General features: G+C 61.3%; 22 protein-coding genes and 1 other RNA gene. 12 read left to right on the forward strand and 11 right to left on the reverse strand.

The genetic code is table 11. The features are described from left to right. Positions 1-66 precede the first annotated feature (66 nt). Entirely contained in the window at positions 67-498 is a 432-nt protein-coding gene (mscL, locus tag WNY61_RS02655) for a large conductance mechanosensitive channel protein MscL (RefSeq protein WP_342849898.1), read from the forward strand. A gap of 61 nt (positions 499-559) precedes the next feature. Here the strand turns inward: mscL and ald are convergent, their stop codons facing one another. Further along, positions 560-1678, reverse strand: a complete 1119-nt coding sequence (gene ald, locus WNY61_RS02660) for an alanine dehydrogenase (protein WP_342849899.1) — start codon at positions 1676-1678, stop codon at positions 560-562. 138 nt (positions 1679-1816) lie between these two features. On the opposite strand from ald, the gene WNY61_RS02665 reads away from it, so the two are divergent. Beyond that, positions 1817-2275 carry an Lrp/AsnC family transcriptional regulator gene (locus WNY61_RS02665; protein WP_007118113.1) on the forward strand — a complete coding sequence of 153 codons (459 nt, stop codon included), beginning with the start codon at positions 1817-1819 and terminating at the stop codon, positions 2273-2275. Positions 2276-2410: 135 nt separating this feature from the next. Here WNY61_RS02665 and rpsU read toward each other — a convergent pair whose 3' ends face one another. Continuing rightward, entirely contained in the window at positions 2411-2617 is a 207-nt protein-coding gene (rpsU, locus tag WNY61_RS02670) for a 30S ribosomal protein S21 (RefSeq protein WP_007118112.1), read from the reverse strand. A 110-nt stretch (positions 2618-2727) separates the two neighbouring features. Between rpsU and WNY61_RS02675 the strand changes: the two genes are divergently transcribed. From WNY61_RS02675 to WNY61_RS02690, 4 genes are all read left to right on the forward strand, one after another. After that, positions 2728-3420 (forward strand): COQ9 family protein, encoded by a 693-nt coding sequence (locus WNY61_RS02675; protein ID WP_007118111.1) that lies wholly within the window; start codon positions 2728-2730, stop codon positions 3418-3420. 82 nt (positions 3421-3502) lie between these two features. Next, a complete protein-coding gene (locus tag WNY61_RS02680; protein ID WP_342849900.1) occupies positions 3503-4237 on the forward strand; it encodes an ABC transporter ATP-binding protein in 735 nt (244 codons plus the stop codon). Then, positions 4212-4808, forward strand: a complete 597-nt coding sequence (locus WNY61_RS02685) for an energy-coupling factor transporter transmembrane protein EcfT (protein WP_342849901.1) — start codon at positions 4212-4214, stop codon at positions 4806-4808. The genes WNY61_RS02680 and WNY61_RS02685 overlap by 26 nt, the downstream gene beginning before the upstream one ends. A 62-nt stretch (positions 4809-4870) precedes the next feature. Continuing rightward, positions 4871-5416, forward strand: coding sequence for a biotin transporter BioY (locus tag WNY61_RS02690; protein ID WP_342849902.1), 546 nt, complete (start codon positions 4871-4873; stop codon positions 5414-5416). A gap of 33 nt (positions 5417-5449) precedes the next feature. Here WNY61_RS02690 and WNY61_RS02695 read toward each other — a convergent pair whose 3' ends face one another. Together WNY61_RS02695 and WNY61_RS02700 are read right to left on the reverse strand one after the other, a co-directional pair. Next, the gene (locus WNY61_RS02695) at positions 5450-6556 is read right to left on the reverse strand and encodes a thiolase family protein (RefSeq protein ID WP_342849903.1); all 1107 of its coding nucleotides are present in this window, start codon (positions 6554-6556) and stop codon (positions 5450-5452) included. Next, the gene (locus tag WNY61_RS02700) at positions 6553-7782 is read right to left on the reverse strand and encodes an AMP-binding protein (protein ID WP_342849904.1); all 1230 of its coding nucleotides are present in this window, start codon (positions 7780-7782) and stop codon (positions 6553-6555) included. Before WNY61_RS02700 ends, WNY61_RS02695 begins: the two co-directional genes overlap by 4 nt. A 96-nt stretch (positions 7783-7878) precedes the next feature. On the opposite strand from WNY61_RS02700, the gene WNY61_RS02705 reads away from it, so the two are divergent. Further along, positions 7879-8889, forward strand: coding sequence for an NAD(P)H-quinone oxidoreductase (locus WNY61_RS02705; protein ID WP_342849905.1), 1011 nt, complete (start codon positions 7879-7881; stop codon positions 8887-8889). A 157-nt stretch (positions 8890-9046) separates the two neighbouring features. On the opposite strand, the gene WNY61_RS02710 is transcribed toward WNY61_RS02705, so the two are convergent. Then, a complete protein-coding gene (locus WNY61_RS02710; RefSeq protein WP_342849906.1) occupies positions 9047-9691 on the reverse strand; it encodes a ribonuclease T2 in 645 nt (214 codons plus the stop codon). Positions 9692-9814: 123 nt separating this feature from the next. On the opposite strand from WNY61_RS02710, the gene WNY61_RS02715 reads away from it, so the two are divergent. The 3 genes from WNY61_RS02715 (at position 9815) to WNY61_RS02725 (ending at position 13199) form a co-directional block, all read left to right on the forward strand. Further along, positions 9815-10594 carry a DUF1013 domain-containing protein gene (locus WNY61_RS02715; protein ID WP_342849907.1) on the forward strand — a complete coding sequence of 260 codons (780 nt, stop codon included), beginning with the start codon at positions 9815-9817 and terminating at the stop codon, positions 10592-10594. A 118-nt stretch (positions 10595-10712) separates the two neighbouring features. Then, complete coding sequence (locus WNY61_RS02720) at positions 10713-11834, forward strand: endonuclease/exonuclease/phosphatase family protein (protein ID WP_342849908.1); 1122 nt, start codon at positions 10713-10715, stop codon at positions 11832-11834. Positions 11835-12020: 186 nt separating this feature from the next. Beyond that, positions 12021-13199 carry a type III PLP-dependent enzyme gene (locus tag WNY61_RS02725; protein ID WP_342849909.1) on the forward strand — a complete coding sequence of 393 codons (1179 nt, stop codon included), beginning with the start codon at positions 12021-12023 and terminating at the stop codon, positions 13197-13199. Between the two features lie 81 nt (positions 13200-13280). Here the strand turns inward: WNY61_RS02725 and recR are convergent, their stop codons facing one another. From recR to WNY61_RS02745, 4 genes are all read right to left on the reverse strand, one after another. Continuing rightward, the gene (recR, locus tag WNY61_RS02730) at positions 13281-13874 is read right to left on the reverse strand and encodes a recombination mediator RecR (protein ID WP_342849911.1); all 594 of its coding nucleotides are present in this window, start codon (positions 13872-13874) and stop codon (positions 13281-13283) included. Positions 13875-13927: 53 nt separating this feature from the next. After that, positions 13928-14272 carry a YbaB/EbfC family nucleoid-associated protein gene (locus WNY61_RS02735; protein ID WP_067624876.1) on the reverse strand — a complete coding sequence of 115 codons (345 nt, stop codon included), beginning with the start codon at positions 14270-14272 and terminating at the stop codon, positions 13928-13930. Between the two features lie 51 nt (positions 14273-14323). Further along, the gene (locus WNY61_RS02740) at positions 14324-16078 is read right to left on the reverse strand and encodes a DNA polymerase III subunit gamma/tau (protein ID WP_342849913.1); all 1755 of its coding nucleotides are present in this window, start codon (positions 16076-16078) and stop codon (positions 14324-14326) included. A 78-nt stretch (positions 16079-16156) separates the two neighbouring features. Further along, complete coding sequence (locus WNY61_RS02745) at positions 16157-16519, reverse strand: DUF202 domain-containing protein (RefSeq protein ID WP_342849914.1); 363 nt, start codon at positions 16517-16519, stop codon at positions 16157-16159. 63 nt (positions 16520-16582) lie between these two features. Between WNY61_RS02745 and WNY61_RS02750 the strand changes: the two genes are divergently transcribed. Further along, positions 16583-17416, forward strand: coding sequence for a neutral zinc metallopeptidase (locus WNY61_RS02750; protein ID WP_342849915.1), 834 nt, complete (start codon positions 16583-16585; stop codon positions 17414-17416). A gap of 260 nt (positions 17417-17676) precedes the next feature. Here the strand turns inward: WNY61_RS02750 and ffs are convergent. Beyond that, positions 17677-17774: signal recognition particle sRNA small type (ffs, locus tag WNY61_RS02755), an RNA gene on the reverse strand. Between the two features lie 37 nt (positions 17775-17811). Continuing rightward, positions 17812-19659, reverse strand: coding sequence for a 5'-nucleotidase C-terminal domain-containing protein (locus tag WNY61_RS02760; RefSeq protein WP_342849916.1), 1848 nt, complete (start codon positions 19657-19659; stop codon positions 17812-17814). A 151-nt stretch (positions 19660-19810) separates the two neighbouring features. Here WNY61_RS02760 and nudC point away from each other — a divergent pair, with 151 nt between their 5' ends. Further along, positions 19811-20779 (forward strand): NAD(+) diphosphatase, encoded by a 969-nt coding sequence (gene nudC / locus WNY61_RS02765; protein ID WP_342849917.1) that lies wholly within the window; start codon positions 19811-19813, stop codon positions 20777-20779. The last annotated feature ends 62 nt before the right edge of the window (positions 20780-20841 follow it).

Raw genomic sequence — 20841 nt, forward strand, 5'->3', positions numbered from 1 at the left:
CTGCCAATCCTCACAATCGAACGATGGCGGCGGGACGGTCGGCAGGACATAAATAGGGACAGAACTATGATTCAAGAATTTAAGGACTTCATCGCCAAGGGCAATGTCATGGACATGGCGGTAGGCATCATTGTGGGCGCGGCATTTACGGCGATCGTCTCGTCGATGGTGGCTGATTTGATCAACCCGATCATCGGACTTTTTACAGGTGGTGTGGATTTTACCAATAACTATGCTGTCCTGTCGGGGGATGTGCCCGCTGACGCATCGCTTGAGCAGGCGCGGGAGGCAGGGGCCTCGATCTTTGCTTATGGGTCGTTCCTGATGGCGGTGATCAATTTCTTCATCATCGCTTTTGTCGTCTTCATCCTTGTCAAAATGGTGAACCGGGTGAAGGCCGCAGCTGAAAAACCAGACGACGTTGCGCCCGAGGTTAAAACCGGGCCGTCACAGGTGGATGTGTTGTTGGAAATTCGCGACGCGCTGAAAAACCGCTAACGCAAGCGTATTTACGAAAAGGCCCGCCAGATTGGCGGGCCTTTGTGGTTTCAAAGGCGGGTCAGCCCGCGATGGCTTGATCCGCGGTTATGCTCTCGATGCCAAGCGCTTCGCCTACGGCAGCGTAGGTCAGCTTGCCCGCATGGACGTTAAGCCCGGCCTTGAGGTGTGGATCATCCGCGCAGGCTTGTTTCCACCCCTTGTCGGCCAGCGCCAGCATGAAAGGCATGGTCGCATTGCCAAGCGCGATGGTCGAGGTGCGCGCCACGGCGCCCGGCATGTTGGCTACGCAATAGTGCATGATGCCGTCGACGTCATAGACCGGGTCTTGGTGCGTGGTCGCCTTGGAGGTTTCAAAGCAGCCGCCTTGGTCGATGGCCACGTCCACCAGCGCCGCGCCGGGTTTGAGTTCGGACAGTTGCGCGCGGCTGATGAGCTTGGGCGCCGCCGCGCCGGGGATCAGCACTGCGCCGATGATCATATCGGCCTGACGCGCCAATTCGATGGTGTTGCCCGCGCTGGCATAGGCGGTTTTGAAGGTGCCGCCGTAGATGTCATCGAGATAGCGCATCCGGGGGAGTGAACGGTCAAGAACGGTCACATCCGCGCCCATACCAGCGGCGATCCGGGCCGCATGGGTACCAACAACGCCGCCGCCGATGACCATGACCTTGGCCGGGCCAACACCGGGCACGCCGCCCATCAGCACACCGCGTCCGCCGTTGGCTTTTTGCAGCGTCCAAGCGCCGACCTGCGGGGCCAAACGGCCAGCGACTTCGGACATCGGTGCAAGCAGGGGCAGCCCGCCGTTGCGGTCGGTCACGGTCTCATAGGCAATCGCGGTGCAGCCCGAGGCCAGCAGGTCGTGGGTTTGATCCGGGTCGGGTGCGAGGTGCAGATAGGTGAAGAGCAACTGGCCTTCGCGCAGCATCTTGCGCTCGCTGGCCTGTGGTTCCTTCACTTTGACGATCATATCGGCGCTGGCAAAGATTTCCTCGGCCGTGTCGATGATGGTGGCACCTGCTGCGGTGTAATCCGCGTCTTCAAATCCCGCGCCGACACCGGCACCGGCCTGCACGATAACCTCATGCCCGTGGGCGACGGCTTCTTGTGCGGCATTGGGCGTCAGGCCGACGCGGAATTCCTGTGGCTTAATTTCTTTCGGGCATCCGATTTTCATGGGGGTCACTCCTCCTCCGTAGTGGGACAGGATTATCACAACTGCCGTGCATATCGCTGCGAATTTGGGGTCGCCATGGGGCGTCTTATTCGAATATAATCGCGCCTATCTACACCTTTACGCGAAAGTATTGCGCAAATGTCCTTGGATGAGATTGATCGACGTGTCCTGCGCGCTTTGCAGCGGAATGGGCGAATGTCCAATGCCGAACTGTCGGAGGTGGTGCATTTGTCGCCCTCGGCCTGCCACCGCCGTGTGCAGCGGTTGGAAAAGGAGGGGTATATCCGCGATTACGTGGCGCTGCTGGACCCGCGCAAGCTGAATATGCCGACCACGGTGTTTGTAGAGATCACCTTGCAGGCGCAGGCCGAAGAGGTTTTGGAAGCCTTTGAGAAATCCGTGTCGCGTATTCCCGATGTGCTGGAATGTCACCTGATGGCGGGGACGGCGGATTATCTGCTGAAGATTGTGGCGGAGAACACTGAGGATTTCGCGCGAATCCACCGTCAGCATTTGGCGCGGCTGCCGGGTGTGGCGCAGATGCAGTCGAGTTTCGCGCTGAGGACGGTGTGTAAGACGACGGCGCTGCCAGTTTGAGCAGAAACTTTCGGCACAGCACGGGAAACATGGCCGTCAGGCCGTCGAACCCCTCTTAGACCCCCACAAAACAAAACCCCCGCTGCCATCAAGCACCGGGGGTCTCATATATCTGTCGCGTGTCGCGGGCGTGATTTACATCATACCTTCGCGTTGCGCTTTTTTCCGTGCCAGCTTACGGGCACGACGGATCGCTTCAGCTTTCTCGCGCGCTTTTTTCTCGGACGGTTTCTCGAAATGTTGCTTAAGCTTCATTTCACGGAAAACGCCTTCGCGCTGTAGCTTTTTCTTCAGAGCCCGAAGGGCCTGATCGACGTTGTTGTCGCGAACACTAACCTGCATGTGGTTGTCACCACCTTTCTAGGATAAAGTTGCAAGGAATTGCAGGAATTGGGCCTATAACAGCCTATATCTACTTTGTCCACCCCATCACGCCCCGATAGGAGCCCGCCATGACCCCGCCCAAGGCCGACCCAAAGGACCAATTGCTTGATGCTGCATTGATGCATGTGCCGTTCGATGGCTGGTCCCCCGCGACCTTCAACGCCGCGATCAAGGACAGTGGTCTGGACCCGGCGCTGGCCCGTGCGGTCTGCCCGCGTGGTTCGGTTGATCTGGCCGTGGCGTATCACCGACGCGGGGATGCAAAGATGCTGGAAGGGCTGGCCGAAGCTGATCTAGCAAACCTGCGCTTCCGAGACCGCATCGCCAAGGCCGTGCGCCTGCGGCTTGAAGCGGGCGACCGCGAGGCGATCCGCCGAGGCAGTACGCTTTTCGCCCTGCCGCATCACGCCCCCGAAGGGGCGGGCCTGCTGTGGGAGACCTGCGATAAAATCTGGACCGCGCTTGGCGATACCTCGGACGATGTGAATTGGTACAGCAAACGGGCCACGCTGTCGGGCGTCTATTCTGCCACGCTGCTCTATTGGCTGGGTGATACCAGTGAGGGGCATCAGGCGACGTGGTCTTTCCTTGATCGGCGGATCGATGATGTGATGCAGATCGAAAAGCTCAAGGCGCAGGTGCGCGAAAGCCCGACGCTGAGCCGTTTGATGGCCGGGCCGAATTGGCTGCTGAGCCATATCAAAGCGCCGCGCGGGCAGCGTGACCCAAATCTTCCGGGGCGTTGGACGCCGCCGCGCTGAGGCACAGCGCGGAGCGACAGCGGGCTTCCCCGCCCGTGCACCAGATGGTAGGGCAGGGCATCCGGTTTTACACAGGCGCCCGATGACCAATTCGACCCATCCGCTCATCGATATCGACAGGATCAGCTACACGCCTGGCGGCACGCCGGTGTTGCGCGACGTGAGCCTTCAGTCCGATGCCGCGCGGATTGGAGTTGTGGGGCGTAACGGCTCGGGCAAGACCTCTTTCGCGCGGGTGCTGTCGGGGTTGGTGGCGGCAGACACGGGGCAGGTGCGGATCAACGGGGTCGACGTGGCCCATGACCGCCGCCGCGCAATCGGCGCTGTGGGGATCCTGTTTCAGAACCCCGACCATCAGATCATCTTTCCCACCGTGGAGGAGGAAATCGCCTTTGGCCTCCTGCAGATGGGCCAGTCCAAAGCAGAGGCCGCTCGCGGCGTGGCCGCGATTCTTCATCAGTTCAACAAACGGCATTGGGCGCAGGCGTCGATACATCAACTCTCCCAAGGGCAGCGGCAATTGGTTTGTTTGATGGCGGTTCTGGCGATGCAGCCTCGGGTGTTGGTGTTGGACGAACCCTTTGCCGGGCTCGACATTCCGACGCGGCTGCATCTTGAGCGTGTCTTGGCCGGGCTCGACCTAACGCTGGTGCATATCACCCACGATCCCGCCGCGGTGGCAGGATACGATCATATCCTCTGGTTGGAGGGCGGTGAGGTTGCACAGCAGGGCAGTGCGCGCCCGGTGCTGCGCAATTTCGAGACCCGGATGAAGGAACTGGGGGCGAGCGATGATCTCTCTGACCTCGCCGGTTGAGACTCGGGCCCATGGCTGGCCCGCAGGGGCCAAGCTGGGAGCGCTTTGTCTTGCGACGCTGCTGCTTTTCCGGGTGGAAGAGCCAATCTGGCAGGCTGCGTTCTGCGCGGGGATGCTGCTGCTCTATGCCCTGCCGGGGCGGGTTTTTTTAAAGGCCGGGTTGGGGCGGCTGCGAATGCTTTGGCCCTTTGTCGCGATGATTTTGTTGTGGCACGTGCTGACCCGTGATGCGGTGGCGGGCCTCGTTATCGTATTGCGGATGATCACGGCTGTAGGGCTGGCCAACCTTGTGACCATGACCACGAAACTCAGCGATATGATGGCGGTGGTGCGCTGGCTTGCCACGCCGTTGCGCCGCTTTGGGGTCCGGACCCGTAGCTTGGAGTTGGCGGTGGCGCTCGTGGTGCGTTTCACCCCGGTGCTGGCCGCCAAGGGGCAGATGCTATCGCTGGCGTGGCGGGCGCGGTCGCGCAGGCGGGCGGGCTGGCGGATCGTGATGCCGTTCACCGTGCTGGCCATCGATGACGCCGAACATGTTGCCGAGGCGCTGCGCGCGCGGGGCGGGCTGTGATTGCTTGACCGGGGCCGAGGGCTGGCCTAGGCATTGAAAACTTTAATTCAAGGACCCTTTCAATGGAACGCAATCTGACAATGATCGCCCTCTTCGCCGCGCTGATTGCGGCATTGGGCTTGATCCCGAAATTCACGCTTGGTTTTGGTGTGCCGATCACGGCGCAGTCGCTGGGCGTCATGCTCTGTGGCACGGTGCTGGGCGCATGGCGCGGTGGCCTCGCGGCGCTGCTGTTTGTGGCGCTGGTGGCGCTTGGTCTGCCGCTTCTGGCTGGTGGCCGTGGCGGTCTGGGCGTCTTTGCCTCTCCAACCGTGGGCTTCCTCATTGGTTTCCCGATCGGTGCCTTCGTGACCGGCTTTATCATGGATCAGTGGCGCAGCGCGCCTGTGGGTCTGGCCGCCGGGGTTTCCGCCGTCTTGGGCGGCATCCTTGTGGTCTATGCCTTCGGCATTTTCGGCATGATGATGACGCTGAACAAAACGCTGATCGAGGCGACCTTGCTCGTCCAAGCCTTCATCCCCGGTGACCTGATCAAAGCCGTTCTGGCGGGTTTCATAACCTCTGGTCTGGCCAAGGCGCGTCCCGCAAGCGTGCTGTCGCGCAGCTAAAACCATTGGCCCGCTCCCTTTGGGGGCGGGCCGCTACAGCCGCATCAGCGCGGCAGAGCCGATCCCCCCGGCGGCGGCAATCGCGGCCAATCCAGTGCCTGATCCCCGCGCCACCAGTTCATGCCAGAGCCGCACCGCATTGATCGCGCCCGACGCGCCAATCGGATGCCCCCGCGCCAAAGCGCCTCCCCCAATGTTGACGATCTCAGGTGCGATCCTCGCGCCGGTAACACAGGCGATGGCCTGCACGGCATAGGCCTCCATGATCTCGGCAACGTTAAGGTCGGTGGTGGCCAAACCGGTTTGGCGAAACACTTCCTCAATCGCGATCAATGGGGCCAATCCGGGTTCTTCCGGTCTGCTGCCCCTTGTTGATGCCGCGATTAACTCAACTTTGGGGGCCGTGAGGCCTGCCGCGACGCGGTCAGAGACGATGACGCAAAAGGCCGCGGCATCGGCAGCAACGGCGGCATTGGCGGCGGTGATATCGCCGGTGAGGACTTTGGCGCGACGGCAGAGCGCAGGGGTGAGGCGGCGGGTGAATGTATCGCTCTCGATTCCCGCCAGCGGCACCAGTTCCATCTCTGCGGGCAGATGCGCGCGGGCTTTTGCATGGCTCTCTACCGCCCAATCATCCTGTGTTTGGCGGGTGATGCCTTGTGATAGGCCGAGTGCGGCGGCAGCCTGCGCCATTTCGGGGTCGCGTTCTGGCCAAGGGGTGAAGGGCGCTTGGGTGTAAGCTTCGGGCGGGCGGCCATCGGGGAAGGTGCGATAGCGCAGCGGTTGGCGGGAGTAGCTCTCAGCCCCGCCAGCCACGACCACCTCTGCGGCGCCGCTGAGGATCATTTGGCGCGCGAGCGCTAGCGCATCCAAACCGCCCGCGCACTGCCGATCAATGCTGATGCCCGCCACATGCTCAGGCAATCCCGCTGCCAGCGCGATGCTGCGCGCCGGGTTGCCGCCGGGGCCGAGGGCCGTGCTGCAAATCACCTCTTCCACTTGGCCCGGTGCAAGCCCTGCGCGGGTCAAAGCGGCGATCAGAACCGGCGCGGCGAGGTCGGGCAACGACAGATGCGCCAGCGCCCCGCCACGTGGTGCGACCGGGCTGCGAGAGCCGGAGACGATGTAGGCGCGGGTCAAAGTTGGCCCTCCAGCCAATCGGAGAGGGCGGTTAGATCAATCTTACCTGACGGAAGCACCGGCAGTTCAGGGTGAAAATATACGCGCCGGGGGGCGGTCAAAGGGCAGAGTTTTGCGCGACAGGCCGCGATAATCCCCTCAGCTTGGGCACGGTTTTCTGCCCCTTCAACCACCGCCACCAAATGCTGCCCGCGCAGCGCGTCGTCCCGCGGCAGGACCGCACAAGGAAGGCTTGAGTGCGCGGCGATCACCGCCTCCACCGCTTCGGGGAACACCAATTGGTCGGCGATTTGCATCATGCGTTGCCGCCTCCCCCTGATCCACAGGTGTCCGTCTTCATCCAACTCGCCCATTTCGCCTACGGTCACATAGCCATCGCGCCAGCGCGTATCGGTACTGTCGCCTGAGGCGTATCCATCGAAAAGGTAGGGGCTCGAAACCCAGATTTCGCCGACATTTGCCGTCGGTTGGCCTGCCGCATTCAACAGGCGCAGATCGACACCGGGGTAGGGGCGTCCGACTGAACCATCGGGGGTGTTGGCTTCGGCCAGGGTAATAAAGCTTGTCTCTGCCGCGCCATAGAACACCTGCACGGCAGCGTTGGGGCAGAGCCGTTCAACCGCCGCGCGCGTGGCGGCGTCGAGCGCACCACCACCGCAGAGCACCAGCCGGAACGTTGGCAAGGGCGTGGCAGCGCCACGTGCCAGCAGGCGCAACTGGGTCGGCGTGGCGTAGAGGATCGTTGCGCCGACCTTGGCAATCTGTGCCGCCTGCCTGCGGGGGGAAAGATCCGCTAAGACATGCACGTCGAGACCTAGGTGCAGCGCCTCTAGAACGGCATAAAGCGACAGCGAATGGCTGAGTAGACCCAGAACGGCGACCGCGTCAGAGCTGCGCAGGGCAAAACGATTAGCATTCACACCGAAGCTGGCGGTCCAAGAGGCTTGGCTGCGGCGCACGGCCTTGGGCAGGCCAGACGCGCCACCTGTGAGGGTAAGGAACGCACCCGGCGAGCAGGTGATATCGTTTGCGAGGGGCCGATCGCTCAGGCAGAAAGGCGTTTGATCAGTGATTGCGGCAGTGAGTCCGGTTAAGGCGTCATAGGCCGGAGATGCGGGCAGGCCGCGGAAGTTATCGCCGTCCCCGGCAGGCGCGCGGGGCACCTCTTGCGTTCCAGCGAAAAGCCGCGCCTCTTCGTGCCATCTGAACCGATCCTGCGCGCCCATCCGCCCCTCCTTCGTGTCTTGTTTTCAAATTCCGGGTGCACGCCCCGGGGCCGCCCGTTAGGCTGCGGCAAAACCAGACCCGAGGATACTTCAGACATGACAGAGACCATGCGTGCAATCGAAATCACCGAACCCGGCGGTCCGGACGTTCTGCAGGGCACCACCCGCCCCCGGCCCCAACCGAAACACGGGCAGGTCATCATCAAGGTCGCCTATGCCGGGGTGAACCGCCCCGATGCGCTACAGCGCGCGGGCAAATATGCGCCCCCTGCCACGGCCAGCGATCTGCCGGGGCTAGAGGCGTCGGGCGAGGTGGTTGAGGTCGGCCCCGGCGTGACAACACTGGCACCGGGCGATCTGGTCTGCGCGCTGCTGCCCGGCGGCGGCTATGCCGAATACGTCGCCACGCCCGCCGCGCATTGCCTGCCGATCCCCGAAGGCATGGGATTGAAAGAAGCCGCCTGCTTGCCTGAGACATTCTTCACCGTCTGGTCTAATCTTTTCATGCGGGGCGGGCTAAAGGCTGGGGAGAAGGTGCTGATCCACGGCGGCTCTTCCGGCATCGGCACGACCGCGATCCAACTGGCCCGCATCTTGGGGGCACGGGTTTTCGTGACCGCTGGCACCGACAGCAAATGCGCGGCTTGTATGAAGCTGGGTGCCGAGGTGGCGATCAACTACCGAGATACGGATTTTGTCGATGTGCTGCAGGCCGAAGGCGGGGCGGATGTGATCCTTGATATGGTTGGCGGCAGCTACATCAACCGCAACCTCAAGGCGCTAGCCGAAGATGGCAGGCTGGTGCAAATTGCTTTCCTGCAGGGGGCCAAGGAAGAGGTGAACTTTGTCACGTTAATGACGCGCCGCCTGACCATGACCGGCTCAACCCTGCGGCCCCAAAGCGATCTGGCCAAGGCGCGGATCGCCGAGGAATTGATGCAGAATGTCTGGCCCCTGTTGGAGGCAGGCCGCGTGGCCCCGGTAATGGACAGCACCTATGATCTGTCCGAGGCGAATGACGCGCACCGCCGGATGGAGGCCAGTGGCCATATTGGCAAGATCGTCTTGACGGTGGGCGGAGAGCCAACCTCTGCGGAAGGTCAGTAAAATTTGAGACAGTAACGAATTGTTAAGACCTAATTCGTTAACTTTAATCACGGAATGGGACGCCATCACCCGTGTTGGAGAGAGAGCCGAAAGGCAATTGATAGCGGGGGAGGAAATTTCGCCTCTCCCGCTTTCACATGAATAACGGCTTCATGCTCTATCGCACCGGAGTGAACACAGCGTTATCAAGGCTACAATCGCGCCGTACATCTGGGCCGCAGGGGATGAACTCCAGATCGCGTGAGAGGCAGATGCGCGCCTCTTGGATATGATCTTGCTTGCAGGTGATGGTGATCCCTTGAGCGGTCAAATCAGGGTTCGCCTTTAAAAACGCCTCTTCGACGACGGCAGCCGGTAGGGCGACAGTTCGGTCTAGTTTGCGAAAGACTTCGGGACGGTTAATGCGGCCATAGGCTTCGCGGGACAGGGCGAAATAATCAGCGGGGTCGAGCCCGCTGCACGATCCGTGTTTCTTCCATTGATGCCACGCCAGCCCACCGGTGCCCATGATATCGGCCATGGCCCCGGTCTGCGTGCGGTTGGGCGGTCGCTGCCCGCTTTGGCAGTAGGATGGGTAGCCCCGCGTGAATTGCGGCCAAAGCCCATGCAGGGTCCAACCGTGATGTTTATCTGCGTCGCATTGCGGAGAGCGACGCGCATCGCCGGTCAATTCGCACCAATTGGGCGACCACGACAGCGACATGACGTAGTAATCGAATTCGCCCGCACGTTCCCCCTCGGACATAGCAGAGAGGGGCGTGAGCAGCGTGAGGATCAGCAGACAGGCGCGCAGTGGCCGCATTGGGTCTTCCCTTATGATGTTTGAGCCAGTATACAGCCGCCAACTTCCCCGACAATGAAGACCGTTCTGCCAAGCAGGACAGCCTTTCAGGCGACGGGAAAATTGCGTTTTTAGGAGAGTGACATGGCAAAACCGATTATGGCCAAAGCCACCGCCGTCTGGCTCGTGGACAACACCACCATCAGCTTCAAACAGATCGCTGACTTCGTCGGCATGCATGAGTTGGAAGTGCAGGGCATCGCCGACGGCGACGTGGCGCAGGGCGTGAAGGGCTTTGATCCGATTGCCAACAACCAGCTGACCCAAGAAGAGATCGACGCAGCGCAGGATAATTCGCTGCACAAGCTGAAGCTCAAGTTCAACGCCGCTGCCGAAGGCGAAGAGAAACGCCGTGGCCCGCGTTACACGCCGCTCAGCAAACGTCAGGACCGTCCGGCGTCGATCCTGTGGTTGGTCAAGTTCCACCCCGAACTTAGCGATGGTCAGGTCAGCAAGCTGGTGGGCACCACCAAGCCGACGATCCAAGCGATTCGTGAGCGCACGCATTGGAACATCTCCAACATCCAGCCGATCGATCCGGTTGCCCTTGGCCTGTGCAAACAATCCGAACTTGACGCTGCCGTGCAAAAGGCCGCCGCGAAAAAGGCCGCCGCGGGCGAAGTCATGAACGACGACGAGCGCCGCAAGCTGGTGTCGACCGAGCAGAGCCTCGGCATGGACAACGAGCCCAAGATCCCCACGGCCATCGAAGGTTTGGAAACATTCACCCTCTCCGGCAACAGCACGGATGACGAGGAAGATGAGAACCACTCCAAGGGTGATTACTCTGACGCCGACAGCTTCTTCTCACTGCCCGAGAGCACCGAAGAAGACGACGACGCCGAGGACAAAGCCAAGGGCTAAGCCCCTCAGGGCGGTGGGGCGGAAGGAACTTTCGCCACAAGGATGTGTTAAAGTGACAGGGCGTCGGGTTCTCCGGCGCCCTGTTTTTCTTTGACGCAAAGGCGCGGCGCGCCGGAGGATGGCTTTGGAGACGATATTGGACTGGTTGATCTGGGGTTTGGCGGGGTTGCTAATTTTGTGCAGCCTACTCCCGCTGAGCAAGTTTCCTTTTGGGGCGATCCGCGGTCTGGCCTTTCCTCGTGAGCAATTCCTCGGGCTGGCCTTGGTACTTGCCGCAGCGTTTGCACTGGTGCAGGGGGCGACCACGACGTCCGGCGCGGTCGGCATTGCACTGATGCTCGGGGTCGCTGCGCTTCAAGCATTCTATATCATTAAATTTACCCCGATCTGGCGCAAGCAATCGCTGGCCGCTTCTTCGGAGTTGCGCCGCGTGACAGATCGGCAGGTCAGCCTTCTGACTGCAAACGTCAAAAAGTCCAACCGCGATTATGGCAAGCTTATCGCCCTAGTGGAGGCGCGGGTGCCGGATATCTTTATGGCCATTGAGGTGGATCAGGCGTGGATCGACGCACTGGCGGACGGACTGAGCAAAAATTACGACCAGCGCATCGATGTGCCGCTCGAGAATGGCTATGGGCTGTGCGTCATGTCCAAACTGCCGCTATCCGAGGTGGAGGTGCGTGAACTGATTACCCGTGAGGTGCCTTCGATCCGCGTGCGCGTGCAGTTACCGGTGGGGGAGGATTTCCGCCTCTACGTGGTTCACCCCGAGCCGCCTGTGTTCGAGCATGACACCAAAGGCCGGGACAGTGAGATCGCGATGGTCGGTATTGAGGCCGAGAAAGACCCGCTTCCGGCTGTTGTTACGGGTGACCTGAACGATGTAGCGTGGTCGACCACAACGCGACGCTTTCAACGGCTTTCGGGGCTTTTGGACCCGCGCGTGGGGCGCGGCATGTACAACACCTTTAGCGCGACGATGCCTTGGATGCGCTGGCCGCTCGATCACCTGTTCCACGACCCGCAGTTCCGCCTGCTTGAGATGGACCGGCTGGATAAGATCGGGTCGGATCACTTCCCCATGTGGTTTGTCTTGGCGCTGGCCCAGACCGAAGCCGCCGATAGTGACCCCGAAGAAACTGACCCAGAAGAGGAGCAAGAGACCAAAGATATGATCAAAGAAGAACGCAAAAGAGACCGCGACCCCATCGGTAGTGACTGGGAAGACGAGGAAAACTAACAATTTGCATCGCGGGTAATTTTACCCCTTGTACGAATCCCAAAACGGCGTACATGGCGCAATATAGACGCCAACGCACGCGCCTCTGGCCGGTCAGTTCCTACTCTGACTGACCCGCGTTTATGTAGCGACGGTAACGTCTCTTGAAACGACACGCGGGGAACCAGCCCCACCTGCTCTTTGGAGATGACCATGAACGCTACAGTACCCGGTGCACTGCGCACCGCATCCAATTCATTTGCCGATCCGGCCGCTGCCTATATTGCCGCCAACAGCTTTGACAAGCCGACGCTTGTCATCAGCCGTGAGCGTGTGGCCGCGCAATATGATGCGCTGCATAGCGGTCTGGGCGATGCGCATATCCATTACGCAGTGAAAGCGAACCCGGCGGCGGAAATCATTCGTCTTCTGGTCAAAAAAGGCTCTGGCTTTGACGCGGCTTCGCGTGCCGAGATTGAGCTTTGCCTCAGCCAAGGTGCGAAGCCTGAGAACATCTCTTTCGGCAATACCATCAAACGTGCCTCCGACATCGCCTTCGCCCATTCCGCTGGGGTGACCCTGTTCGCTGCCGACAGCGAAGCCGAGCTCGACAAGATCGCCGCCCACGCACCGGGCGCGCGGGTCTACCTGCGCTTGATCGTCGAGAACTCCATGGCCGACTGGCCACTCAGCCGCAAATTCGGCTGTGCTGGTTCCGCGCTGCCTGCGCTGCTGAACCACGCGGTTGCCGTGGGCCTCGTGCCGTTCGGTCTGTCCTTCCACGTCGGCTCGCAGACCCGCAAGGCGGAGTTCTGGAACCCGGTGCTGGATCAGGTCGCGCCGCTATGGCATGCCGCCCGCGCGGATGGTCATGACCTGCAACTGCTGAACCTCGGCGGCGGCTTCCCGGCATTCTACGGCGAAAGCATCGAAGCGCCGCGCGCCTATGCTGCGGCCGTCATCTCAGCTGTCAAAGCCCGTTTCGGCGACGTGCCGCAACTGATGGCAGAGCCGGGCCGTGGTCTGGTGGCCGAGGCCGGTCATATCGCGGCCGAAGTCCTATTGGTGAGCCGTAAATCTGCGGATGACCTGCACCGCTGGGTCTATCTCGACATTGGCCGCTTCTCTGGCCTTGCCGAGACTGAAGGCGAAGCGATCCGTTATCAGATCGTTACCTCGCATGACGGTGAAGAGGCCGGACCCTGCGTTTTGGCTGGCCCGTCTTGCGATTCGGCGGACATCCTTTACGAAAAACGACCGATTCATCTGCCTTTATCTCTCCGAGATGGCGATAAAGTGATGATTCGCGCTTGCGGAGCCTACACAAGCTCTTACAGTTCGGTTGGGTTCAACGGATTTCCGCCGCTTGATGTGATCGTGCTTTAACAGCACGATCTGCGTCGCCACGGAATAGGGTCGTCTGCTTTGGGAGGAGCGGGCGGCCCGCTTTGATTCTGGGGGGTGCGCTTAAAGCGACTTACGCGCCTGCATCGCGGCGGTGATCGTCCCATCGTCGAGGTAATCAAGCTCCCCGCCAATCGGCACGCCTTGGGCGAGGGAGGTGAGCCGCACCCGGCCTTCCAATTGATCTGCGATGTAATGCGCGGTGGTTTGGCCGTCGATCGTGGCGTTGAGCGCGAGGATCACCTCCGTCACCTCTTCGGTATCAATCCGGTCCACCAGACGGGGGATGCGCAATTCTTGGGGGCCGATGGCGTCCAGCGCCGAGAGTGTGCCGCCCAGCACATGATAGCGCCCTTCGAACACGCCGGAGCGTTCCATCGCCCAAAGGTCTGCCACGTCTTCGACCACGCAAAGCTCCCCGTTTGCGCGTTTCTCGGACGTGCAAATGTCACAGACATCGGTAGTGCCGACATTACCGCAGTTCAGGCATTCCCGCGCCGTGACGGCGACGGTTTGCATCAGGTCGGACAAGGGGGTGAGCAACAGCGCGCGCTTGCGGATCAGGTGCAGCACCGCGCGCCGGGCCGAGCGGGGGCCAAGGCCGGGCAATTTCGCCATCAGCTCGATCAGGGCGTCAATGTCGCGGGTAGAGCTCAAGGATGGCACCTATCGGGGGTTGGGAGGGGGCGGGGCAATCCCGCCCCGCCGAATTAGAAGGGCAGTTTCATGCCCGCAGGAAGGCCCATGCCCTCGGTCAGCTTGCTCATCTCAGCCTGCGCACGGTCCGAGGCTTTGCTCTGGGCGTCTTTGATGGCGGCGAGGATCAGGTCTTCGACGACCTCTTTCTCGTCCTTGTTGAAGATCGACGGGTCGATATCGAGGCCCTTCAACTCACCTTTGGCAGAGCATGTCGCTTTGACGAGGCCCGCACCAGATTCACCTTCAACGGTGATGTTGTGCATCTCCTCTTGCAGTTCGGCCATTTTGCCCTGCATTTCCTGAGCTTTCTTCATCATCCCGGCCATATCGCCGAGGCCGCCTAATCCCTTGAGCATCTGGGTCTCCTTGTTGTGTTGTCGTTTATATGTGGCGTGAAGGGGCGTGGATCAACCGTCCTCGAACGGATCCCATTCGTCTTCGACTTCTGGCAGCGCTTCGGCGGTGGCGGCAGCGGCGATGTCTTCGGGCGTGCGGATCGCGGTGATCCGGGCTTTGGGGAATTGCGCCAGCACCGCCTGCATCATCGGATGTTCTTGGGCCTGTTTCTTGAGCGCCAGTTCGCGCGCATCGCGGATCTGCGCGATGGTTTCGGCGCCGCCCTCGTTGACCAGCGACACCGCCCAGCGGTTGCCGGTCCAGAGTTGCAGCTTTTGCCCCAACCGCTGCGCAAGATCGCGGGGCGCGTCGTCGGTGGGGACGAATTCGATCCGGCCAGGTTGATAGGCCGCAAGCTGGACGCAGGTTTCGACCTCAACCAGCAATTTCACATCGCGGTTCACGCGGATCAGTTCGATCACATGTTCAAAGGTCGGGAAGCGGGCGAGGGCGGCATCAAGGTCTTGCGCCAGCGCCGTGGTCTGCCCCTGAGGGCCGGGGTTCGACGCCATGCGCTGTTGTGCATGTTGCACGGCCTGAGCGCCGCTGCTGCCTTGGGCCGCACCATTGCCACCTCCATCGCCGCCAACGGGGGCAGGGGGCGGGCTGCTGTTTTGCAGCTTGCGCACCAGTTCTTCGGGCGAGGGCAGATCGGCCACATGGGTCAGGCGGATCACGGCCATTTCGGCGGCCATCATCGCATTGGGGGCCGCGGCGACTTCGTCCAGCGCCTTGAGCAACATCTGCCACAGCCGCGTGAGTACGCGCATCGGCAGGGTCTCGGCCATTTGCTGGCCACGGGTGCGTTCTTCGGGGGCGATTGTGGGGTCTTCGGCGGCATCAGGCGTGATCTTCACGACCGACACCCAATGGGTGATCTCGGCCAGATCGCGCAGCACCGCCATCGGGTCTGCCCCGTCGGCGTATTGGCCGCTGAGTTCCGTCAGCGCCGCTGCCGCATCGCCGCGCAGCACCATGTCGAATAGGTCCAGCACCCGGCCTCGGTCGGCCAGGCCCAGCATTGCGCGCACCTGCTCAGCGCCCGTCTCGCCTGCGCCGTGGCTGATGGCCTGATCCAGGAGCGAGGTCGCGTCACGGGCCGACCCTTCGGCGGCGCGGGTGATCAGCGCCAGCGCGTCATCGGTGATCTCAGCAGTCTCCGCCGTTGCGATCTTGCGCAACAGCGCGATCATCACTTCGGGTTCAATGCGGCGCAGGTCAAAACGCTGGCAGCGCGACAGAACCGTCACCGGCACTTTGCGGATCTCGGTGGTGGCGAAGATGAATTTGACGTGTTCGGGCGGCTCTTCCAACGTCTTCAGCAGCGCGTTGAACGCCCCGGTCGAGAGCATGTGCACTTCGTCGATGATATAGACTTTGTAGCGGGCCGAGGCGGCGCGGTAGTGTACCGAATCAATAATCTCGCGGATGTTGGCGACGCCGGTGTTCGAGGCGGCGTCCATCTCCATTACATCGACGTGGCGGCCTTCCATAATCGCTGTGCAGTGCTCGCAAACGCCGCAGGGATCGGTCGTCGGCCCGCCGTTGCCGTCTGGCCCAATGCAGTTCATCCCCTTGGCGATGATCCGTGCCGTGGTCGTTTTGCCGGTGCCGCGAATGCCTGTCATGACAAATGCCTGCGCGATCCGGTCAGCGGCAAAGGCGTTCTTGAGCGTGCGCACCATGGCGTCTTGGCCGACGAGATCGGCAAAGGTCTCGGGCCGGTATTTGCGGGCCAGAACGCGGTAGGCGGATGTATCTGTCATGGTGCCCCAGATCGGATTCGGTCAAGGCCGTAAACTAGGCGCTCCGCGCCGTGGCGTCTACCGTGCTTGCGGGGATGCTCAGAGCATCCAAAGGATCGCGCCGACGCCAATTGAGGCCAGCGCAAGGATCGCGGCCAATATTTTCATGCGACTGTTGGGCTGGGCATTGGCGTGATGGTCGCTAAGCCGTTTTTGGGTTTTAGCGGCTGATGCCTGCGCCGCCCAATAGACGTAAAGCGCGGCAAGGATGAAAACCGAAGCGACCGCCTTGGCGACCCAAGTCGGCTGAAACTCTCCAAAAACAGCACGCAGACCAATCGCCACCGCGACACAGGCCATGCCGGTCCGCATCCAGCCCGCGAAGGTGCGTTCATTTGCTAGAATCGTGCGGTCTTCGGCCCAGTCGGTCCGATTCTCAGCGAGATCGTTTTTATCACTCATTGAACTAATCTGCTCCTTGCGCGTTCATGTGGCAATAATCTTTGACATTGCGAGGGACGGATAATGCGTTTGCGGGGAATTGGGCGGAGCAAGAATGTCATTCGTCGCAGCGGAGGGGCTGGCAAAGCCGGCGGTCTGGGTCTGGTTGGCGTCTTGGCGGTTTTAGCCATCGGCTATTTCACCGGCATTGATGTAACCCCACTGTTGACGGGTCAGGGGGGCGGACAGGTGCAACAGTCCCGCCCGCTGAGCGACAGCGAAGACCCGCAAGTCGATTTCGCGGCCCGCGTCTTGACCACAACAGAGCAGGTCTGGAGCCGCGTTTTCCAAGAGCAATTGGGCGAAACCTATACGCCGCCTCAACTCGTGGTATTTGAGAATGTCACTCAAAGCGCCTGTGGCGGTGCCTCGGGCGCGACGGGGCCGTTCTACTGCCCTGCGGACAATATGGCCTATCTCGACACCGCGTTTTTCCGCACATTAGAGCAAAGGCTCGGGGCCGAGGGCGATTTCGCCGCGGCCTATGTGATTGCCCACGAAGTTGCCCACCACATTCAGAATGAGATCGGCGTTTTGCCGCAGGTAGCGCAGATGCGTCAGCAATCGTCTGAAGTGGAGGCAAACGCGCTGACGGTGCGTCTAGAGTTGATGGCCGATTGCTTTTCGGGAATTTGGGCGTCGAATGTCCAAGGGCTGATGGAGAAAGGCGACCTTCAGGAGGCGCTCAATGCCGCGCGGATGATCGGGGATGACCATTTACAGCGGCAGGCTGGTCAGGTGCCGCAGCCGCATACCTTTACTCACGGCACATCAGAGCAACGCGCGCGTTGGTTTGAGCGTGGGTATGACAGCGGGCAAATGGCGCAGTGCGATACGTTTGAGGCGGATCGGTTGTGAGGGAGGGGCAGCGCCGCACGGGGCGAACAAAGCAGTTTCCCGGGTGCTAGGTAGGCCCATTGAGATCTGACGAGGCAATCTTTCGAAGCGTTTCAAGCTTCTCGGCTGGCAGGATGGCTAATGACCCTGGCGCCTACGAGAAAAGCGTCCAACAGGGTGTTATCCTTTAAGCGCGTTCATCGAAGGGAAGGGAGCTTGCCCCTCTCATCGTTTCTGCGAAACGACTGCCGGGGTCTTCCTGTCGCTGCGCGTCAGGATGTTGGTGAGAGGCTGATAACGACCCAAGCGGGGCTCGTTACGGCTGCTTCCTTCCGGATCTGACCGGGTTGGCGAGGCGCCTGCCCGCACCAACCTCTCAATGCCCATATAGGGGGGAGGGAAACGAAGTGCAAGCCTCACAGGTGAAGCCGTATTTTGGCAAAGCCTGACGCAGTCATTCCGCAGGGCGCAGGTGATAGATGCGCGATGTCCTCAAGATAGGGAAGTGCTTCGGGAGTGGTTTGAAGGATCGCCGATGCACCCGAGGCGTCAAAGCGCCATGGCGGGGTATCTGGCCAAAGCTGCTCGCAAGGGGCAGTGAGGGCCGCGATTAGCGCTTCTGCGAGGGGCACGGGGCTACGCAGAGCCACGGCAGTCTTGGGGGCGCAATCAAATCCTCCGCCACCAGCGGCACGAAACTGATTTGTTGCTAATAAAAAGACCTGCTTAGGTTGCACTGGCGCTTCTTGCCACGTCAGGGCGGTGATGCGGTCCCCCCTTGGGCGGCGCGGGTCGATATTGTAGGTCACGCCGTGAATCGTATCAAAGTGAAACGGCGGGCGGGATGGATCAATAAGCGGTCCGATAGCGGCGCCAAGCGGCGCAAAAACCTCTGCCGATGTCTCTAACCAACGCCGAAGGTCGGCACCCGAGACGCGCAGCGCCCAAACCTCGTTGCGATAGGGGATAAGCCCGGCAATATGGCGGCGTTGCACAGGGCCGGGCGGGATATGCAAAAAATGTCCCGGACCACCGAGCCCGCCTGCCGTATGAGCCGCTGTTGCTGACAGGATGGGGAGTTTGCTTTCGGGCGCGCCGCGCACACCTTCGCGGATCACTGTGGCCTGCGCGCGGGCGGTAAGTGCGTCGATGGCGGTGGGGGTGGCCAGCGAAAAGAAGTTGTGAAGTGCCGTTTTTGTATGGCCGACGACCTCTTCCAGGTGCCTGCGCACCTTCATGTGGCTTCCCCGCGCAGCACTAAGCACCACGGGATCGGCCAGCGTGTGCGCAGTGTTGCGGCGCAGGCGGCTTTCGTGACGCGATACCGTCCAGTGCCCTTGCGGGTCACGTTCAAGGGCGAGATCCAGAACCGCCAGATCAGAGCCGCCAAAGCCCGGCATGACGGCGGGCCTTTGGGAAAGCGTTCCGGCTTGTGTGTCCACTCCACTGCGCGCGGGGTGGTCCAGTCCGGGGAATCGGCGGTGCGTGTGGCCTGTGATGACAGCGTCGATCCCGTCGACCTCAGCCATGGCGCAGACATCATCTTCGGTTAGCGTTTCACCTTCATGTGCAATGCCCATATGGGCCAGTAGTACAATCAGATCAGCCCCCCCCGCGCGCAGCAGTGGTGCAGCAGACCGGAGACTTTCCAGCGGGCAGGTGATCCTGGCCCCATTTTCCAACACGTCGCGGTTCCAGATCGACGTCTTGCTGGGCAGCACTGAAAGCAGGCCAATCCGGAGCGGTGGCATCGGTTGACCGTTCACCGCAGGTAAGGGGCAGGAGACGATGCTCCATCGACGCAAGGGGCCGGGTTCGGTCAGATGCAGGTTGGTTGAGATCAGCGGCATGTCGAGCGCGCCGGCAACGGCGCGCAGATACGGCAGCCCATGATCAAGGTCGTGATTACCCAATCCAAGGGCGTCATAGCCCAAATAATTCAAACAGGCGACGAGGGGATGTGCGGGGGTGACCGGCATCTGTGCCAATTGGTTGCCCATCGCGCTGCCCTGCAACAGGTCGCCATTGTCGAGCAGGACACAAGCCGCGTTCTTGGCGGTGGCCTCTTTTCGGGCGGTGCGGATCAGCGTGGCGATCCCGGCCAGTCCGTGGTGCCCAACAGAACGGTCTCTGACATAGTCATGTCCAACGATCTGCATGTGCAAATCGGTGGTGGCTAGAATGCGCAGACGTGCCTCGGTCGGGGCGGCCCCTTCAGCGGGAGGCGCATCGGCCGATACATATGTGCGGAGTTCATTCGCCAAAAAGGTAAGTGCTCACAATAATTTACAACTTAAAGATGTTTTACTATGAGCAGATTTCAACCCATGTGGCAAGTGCGCTTGGGATTGCCAATATCGCGTGCGCCATGGCATGGCTTGGCCCAAAGCGGAAAACCCGCGTCAGGAGAGCGCCATGCGTCATGCGGAAACTGTAACTTTTGGGGGCTCGGCGCTTGATCGTGCGGGTGAGTTGCGCGGCAACGCTGCTGCGTTAGAGCAGCTTCGGGCCGACCCTAAGGCGCGGGCTATCGTTTTCTGGCGCGGGAAACCCTTGATTGCACCAGAGCGCCCTGCCGCCTTGGTGCGGCTGGCGCTGGATCACCCGGCGTTGAAAGATGCCGAAGGTGCTGCGATTTTGCTAGGACGCGAAGACGGTGCGGCGCGGTTTGCGGTTGATATCTCCGGCTGGCAGCCTGCTGATCTGGATCAGTCGCAGTTGGGTGCCTTCCTTGATCCCAGTGAACAACGTCATCCGCTGTTGGGCGATGACATGGTATTTGCCGAATTGCGGCGGGTTATGACGTGGCTTGATCCGCGCGATGCTGAACTGGCCGCCAGCGGCAAGGCGATCCTCGGCTGGCACGAAACGCACCTCCATTGCGCCCGCTGCGGCAGTGCCACCGATTTGGCGCAGGGCGGGTGGCAGCGCGTCTGTCCCGATTGCGGAGGGGCGCATTTTCCGCGCACCGATCCGGTCGTTATCATGCTGATTACCCATGGTAATTCCGTGCTCATGGGCCGCTCTCCCGGCTGGCCGGAGGGGATGTATTCGCTGCTCGCGGGCTTTGTTGAGCCGGGCGAAACGGTCGAGGCCGCCGTGCGCCGTGAGGTTTTTGAGGAGGCGGGCGTGCAGGTCGGCGCGGTAAGCTACCTCTCTAGCCAGCCGTGGCCCTTTCCGGCGTCATTGATGCTGGGCTGCGCGGGCGAAGCGCTGAGCCGCGAGCTGACCATCGACCCGGTTGAGATCGAAGACGCGCTGTGGGTGACCCGCGAAGAGATGATGGATGTTTTCGCCGGAACCCATCCGCGCCTGCTGCCCGCACGGCGCGGGGCCATCGCGCATTTCTTGCTGGAAAACTGGCTTGCGGATACACTGCGCTGACAGGCCCCGCCGTAACAGCGGCTATGGTGAATAATACGAGCAGAAGAATTGGAACGGACGGA

This window comes from Sulfitobacter sp. AS92 (genome assembly GCF_038900015.1).
GTDB lineage: Bacteria > Pseudomonadota > Alphaproteobacteria > Rhodobacterales > Rhodobacteraceae > Sulfitobacter.

Bases quoted from the DNA above. Each gene is read 5' to 3' on its own strand.
- ald (WP_342849899.1), bottom strand. From the start codon at position 1,678: ATGAAAATCGGATGCCCGAAAGAAATTAAGCCACAGGAATTCCGCGTC.
- WNY61_RS02665 (WP_007118113.1), top strand. From the start codon at position 1,817: ATGTCCTTGGATGAGATTGATCGACGTGTCCTGCGCGCTTTGCAGCGG.
- WNY61_RS02725 (WP_342849909.1), top strand. From the start codon at position 12,021: ATGACCATGAACGCTACAGTACCCGGTGCACTGCGCACCGCATCCAAT.
- WNY61_RS02680 (WP_342849900.1), top strand. From the start codon at position 3,503: ATGACCAATTCGACCCATCCGCTCATCGATATCGACAGGATCAGCTAC.
- WNY61_RS02710 (WP_342849906.1), bottom strand. From the start codon at position 9,691: ATGCGGCCACTGCGCGCCTGTCTGCTGATCCTCACGCTGCTCACGCCC.
- mscL (WP_342849898.1), top strand. From the start codon at position 67: ATGATTCAAGAATTTAAGGACTTCATCGCCAAGGGCAATGTCATGGAC.
- WNY61_RS02745 (WP_342849914.1), bottom strand. From the start codon at position 16,519: ATGAGTGATAAAAACGATCTCGCTGAGAATCGGACCGACTGGGCCGAA.
- rpsU (WP_007118112.1), bottom strand. From the start codon at position 2,617: ATGCAGGTTAGTGTTCGCGACAACAACGTCGATCAGGCCCTTCGGGCT.
- WNY61_RS02685 (WP_342849901.1), top strand. From the start codon at position 4,212: ATGATCTCTCTGACCTCGCCGGTTGAGACTCGGGCCCATGGCTGGCCC.
- WNY61_RS02700 (WP_342849904.1), bottom strand. From the start codon at position 7,782: ATGGGCGCGCAGGATCGGTTCAGATGGCACGAAGAGGCGCGGCTTTTC.
- WNY61_RS02715 (WP_342849907.1), top strand. From the start codon at position 9,815: ATGGCAAAACCGATTATGGCCAAAGCCACCGCCGTCTGGCTCGTGGAC.
- WNY61_RS02675 (WP_007118111.1), top strand. From the start codon at position 2,728: ATGACCCCGCCCAAGGCCGACCCAAAGGACCAATTGCTTGATGCTGCA.
- WNY61_RS02735 (WP_067624876.1), bottom strand. From the start codon at position 14,272: ATGCTCAAGGGATTAGGCGGCCTCGGCGATATGGCCGGGATGATGAAG.
- WNY61_RS02690 (WP_342849902.1), top strand. From the start codon at position 4,871: ATGGAACGCAATCTGACAATGATCGCCCTCTTCGCCGCGCTGATTGCG.
- nudC (WP_342849917.1), top strand. From the start codon at position 19,811: ATGCGTCATGCGGAAACTGTAACTTTTGGGGGCTCGGCGCTTGATCGT.
- WNY61_RS02750 (WP_342849915.1), top strand. From the start codon at position 16,583: ATGCGTTTGCGGGGAATTGGGCGGAGCAAGAATGTCATTCGTCGCAGC.
- WNY61_RS02720 (WP_342849908.1), top strand. From the start codon at position 10,713: ATGGCTTTGGAGACGATATTGGACTGGTTGATCTGGGGTTTGGCGGGG.
- WNY61_RS02740 (WP_342849913.1), bottom strand. From the start codon at position 16,078: ATGACAGATACATCCGCCTACCGCGTTCTGGCCCGCAAATACCGGCCC.
- WNY61_RS02705 (WP_342849905.1), top strand. From the start codon at position 7,879: ATGACAGAGACCATGCGTGCAATCGAAATCACCGAACCCGGCGGTCCG.